5 protein-coding genes are annotated in these 3,471 nt (G+C 68.5%); all 5 read right to left on the reverse strand.

The features are described 5' to 3' along the window. On the reverse strand, positions 1 to 440 hold a 440-nt coding region (locus NHG85_RS05860; protein ID WP_253330678.1), incomplete at its 3' end, for an alcohol dehydrogenase catalytic domain-containing protein. Positions 441 to 448: 8 nt separating this feature from the next. Next, positions 449 to 1,726, reverse strand: coding sequence for a TRAP transporter large permease (locus NHG85_RS05865; protein WP_253330680.1), 1,278 nt, complete (start codon positions 1,724 to 1,726; stop codon positions 449 to 451). Then, positions 1,723 to 2,226 (reverse strand): TRAP transporter small permease, encoded by a 504-nt coding sequence (locus tag NHG85_RS05870; protein WP_253330682.1) that lies wholly within the window; start codon positions 2,224 to 2,226, stop codon positions 1,723 to 1,725. Before NHG85_RS05870 ends, NHG85_RS05865 begins: the two co-directional genes overlap by 4 nt. Before the next feature lie 59 nt (positions 2,227 to 2,285). Continuing rightward, on the reverse strand, positions 2,286 to 3,257 hold the full coding sequence (locus tag NHG85_RS05875) for a TRAP transporter substrate-binding protein (RefSeq protein WP_253330684.1): 972 nt from the start codon (positions 3,255 to 3,257) through the stop codon (positions 2,286 to 2,288). Positions 3,258 to 3,277: 20 nt separating this feature from the next. Next, a partial coding sequence (locus tag NHG85_RS05880) for an FCD domain-containing protein (protein WP_253330687.1) occupies positions 3,278 to 3,471 on the reverse strand: 194 nt, incomplete at its 5' end.

Genomic DNA, 3,471 nt, shown 5'->3' on the forward strand with positions numbered 1-3,471 from the left:
GGGTCGGTGCCGGGCGACAGGCGCGCGCAGCGCCCGGCCGCCACGGTGATCCGGTCGCGGAACCCGCCCTGTTCATGCGGCAGGAACATTGCCGAGCCGGTGAAACGCATGTGGAGGCAGTGATGCGGCTGGCCTTCGTCGCAGAACCGGCAGGCCCCGCAGGGCTGCGACGGGTTCACCGCGACGACATCGCCCGCCGCGAGCCCGGTGACGCCCGGCCCGAGGCTCTCGACATGGCCCGCGAACTCATGGCCGAGAATGATCGGTTCGCGCACCCGGATCGTGCCGATGCCGCCATCGGCCCAGTAGTGCAGGTCCGATCCGCAGATGCCGCCCGCCCGCACCGCGACGCGCACCTCGCCGGGGCCGGGGGCGGGATCGGGCGCGGTTTCGAGGCGCAGGTCGTTTCGGGCGTGCAGGCGGATGGCGCGGTTGGTCATGAGGAACCTCAGTCGAACAGGATGCCGGGCAGCCAGGTCGACAGCGCCGGCACGTAGGAGACCAGCAGCAGGATCGCGATGTTGGTCAGAAGGAAGGGGGCGATGGCGCGGATCACGGAGGAAAGCGGTAGTTTGGCGATCCCCGCGCAGACGAAGAGACAGACGCCGATCGGCGGCGTGGTCAGGCCGATCATCAGGTTGAGCACCGCGAAGACCGCGAAATGCAGGGGATCGACCCCTACGCTCGTGGCCAGCGTCAGCAGCGGCACGAAAAGCACGATCAGCGCCGCGATGGTCTCCATGAACATCCCGACAAAGAGCAGCAGGATGTTGATCAGCAGGATCACCAGGAACTTGTTGTCGGTCACCGAGAGCACGGCGCCGGCGATGGCCTGCGGGATGCGCTCGGAGACGAGGATCCAGCCGAAGACATTGGCAAAGCCCACCAGCGTGAGGATCGCCGCCGAGGCGATGGCGGAGTTGATCATCACCGTGGGCACGGCGCGCAGCGGCAGCTCGCGATAGACGAAGGCGCCGACGACGAAGGCGTAGATCGAGGCGACCACCGCTGTCTCGGTCGGGGTCATCAGCCCCGAGAGCAGCCCGCCGATGATCAGCGCCGTCATGAACAGCGCCCAGAAGGCACCGAAGAAGGACCGCACCAGCTCGCGCATGCCCTGCCACGGCTGGCGCGGAAAGTCGCGCCGCACGGCGATCACATAGGTCGTCACCATCATGGCAAGGCCCAAAAGCAGCCCTGGCACCGCGCCCGCCATGAACATCCGGCCCACCGAGATGCCCGAGAGCGAGCCCACGAGGATCATCGGCACCGAGGGCGGGATGATCGGCCCGACGGTCGAGGAGGCGGCGGTGACGGCGGCGGAGAAATCGGCCGGGTAGCCCACCTTCTTCATGCCCGGGATCATCACCCCGCCGATCGAGGCGGCGTCGGCGACGGCGGTGCCCGAGATGCCGCCGAACAGCATCGAGGAGGCGACGTTCGACAGGCCCAGGCCCCCGCGCACCCAGCCGACCAGCGCATTGGCGAGCCGGATAATCCGCTCGGTGATGCCGCCGTGGTTCATCAGGTTGCCGGCGAGGATGAAGCCCGGGATCGACAGCAGGACGAAGACGTCCATCCCGGCATACATCTTCTGCGGGATCACCACGAAGGGGATGCCGGCGGCCCACAGATAGGCGAGGGACGACAGCCCCAGCGTGATCGCCACCGGCAGGCCGATGGCGAGACCGCCGATGAAGGTGGCAAGCAGGATGGCGAGGTTCATCGGGAGATGTCCGGATTCGGGACCGGGCGGCCGTCGGAGGCGCCGGTGAGCATGGAGGCAAGACGCAGGGCGGAGAAGATCGCAAGCAGCGCAAGAAGCGCCAGCACGCTGGCATGGATCAGGTTCATCGGCAGGCCCAGCACCGGCGAGGTCTGCCGCGCGCCGATCGCCGTGTAGCGCCAGGCGGGCCAGATCAGCGCCAGGGACAGGCCGAGCGTGGCCATGGCCGAGGTCAGCCGCAGCCACCAGGGCCAGCGGCCGGGCAGGGCTTCGGTCAGGATGTCGACATTCACCAGATCACCGGTGCGAAACGACAGCCCCGTCGCGCAGGCGACCATCCACAGCAGCGCGTAGCGGGTCAGCTCCTCGGTCCAGGGCGGCGAGGAATTGAACACCGACCGGCCCACGACCTGCACCGTCACGGCGGCGATCAGCACCGAAAAGGCAAGGCCGGTGCCGAGACGGCACAGGCCGATGAAGACGGATTGCAGCCGTTGCACGGGGCACCCCTCTGGTCGGATCGGGCCGGGCGGCGGCGGGGCCGCCCGGCGAGGGAGGATCAGTTCTCGAAGAGCTGCGCGGCGGTGTCGCGGATCTCTTCGGGGACATTGGCGAGCACGGCGGGCTTGGCGGCCGCGGCGAAGGCGGCCTTGTCGACCTCGACGAACTCCATGCCGCGGGATTTCAGCTCTTCGACCAGGCGCTCCTCGTCGGCGAGGAACAGCTCGCGCTCATGCGCCTGCGCGCGGGCGGCCGCCTCCATCACCGCCTCCTGATCCTGGGCGGAGAGGTCGGACCAGACCGCTTCGGACAGGGTGAGGTAGATCCAGGAGCGGACATGCTCGGTGAGGTTCACATTGTCCTGCACCTCGTTGAAATTGGCCGAGGCGATCAGCGCGAGGGGGTTTTCCTGCGCATCGATGGTGCCGTTCTGCAGCGAGGTGAAGACCTCCGAGAAGGCCATGGGCGTCGGGTTGGCGCCGAGCTCCTTCCAGGTGTCGACGAAGAGCGGCACGTTGGGCACGCGCAGCTTCAGCCCGTCCAGTTCCTCGGGCGAGGTCACGGGACGGTTCGAGGTCAGGTTGCGCGGGCCGCGTGCGAAATAGGCAATGGGCCGGATCTGCGCCTTCTCGATGATCTGCGCCTCTATCCGGCCACCGATCTCGCCGCCCGCCACTTCGTCCATCTCTTCGAGCGAGTCGTAGGCATAGGGCAGGGCCAGCAGCGCCGCCATCGGCGCCCAGTTCTGCAGGCTCTCGCCGGTGATGGTCATGTCGGCGGTGCCGAGCTGCATGCCGTTGATCAGGTCGACCTCGGCGCCGAGCGTTTCGTTCGGATAGACCTCAACCGCGATCCGGCCATCGGTCAGCGTTTCCAGCTCCTCGCCGAACTTCACCGCGGCCTTGTGCCAGGTGTTGTCCTCGTTGGCGAGGTGGCCCAGCTTGAGCGTGCGCTCCTGGGCGAGGGCCCCGGTGGCGAGCGCCAGCGTGGCGGCCCCGGCAAGCAGCGTGCGGGTGATGGTACGGGTCATGGTCTGTCCTCCCTTGGTGTTCACATGTCGCCCCGCGCGGTCCTCTCCGCGTCGGGCTGGAAAAAATCGGGCTGCGCCGCGGCGATCTTCGGCAGATCCTCGAGCACGCCGCGCAGATGGGTGCGGATCGCCGCCTCGGCGGCGTCGGGGTCGTGGGCCGCCACGGCGGCGGCGATGGCGCGGTGCTGGCTGACCAGACGGTCGAGCGGCAGCT

This window comes from Limimaricola litoreus (assembly GCF_024159025.1).
Lineage (GTDB): Bacteria > Pseudomonadota > Alphaproteobacteria > Rhodobacterales > Rhodobacteraceae > Limimaricola > Limimaricola litoreus.

Excerpts from the sequence above, each read along its gene's own strand:
- NHG85_RS05865 (WP_253330680.1), bottom strand. The coding sequence starts at position 1,726 with ATGAACCTCGCCATCCTGCTTGCCACCTTCATCGGCGGTCTCGCCATC.
- NHG85_RS05875 (WP_253330684.1), bottom strand. The coding sequence starts at position 3,257 with ATGACCCGTACCATCACCCGCACGCTGCTTGCCGGGGCCGCCACGCTG.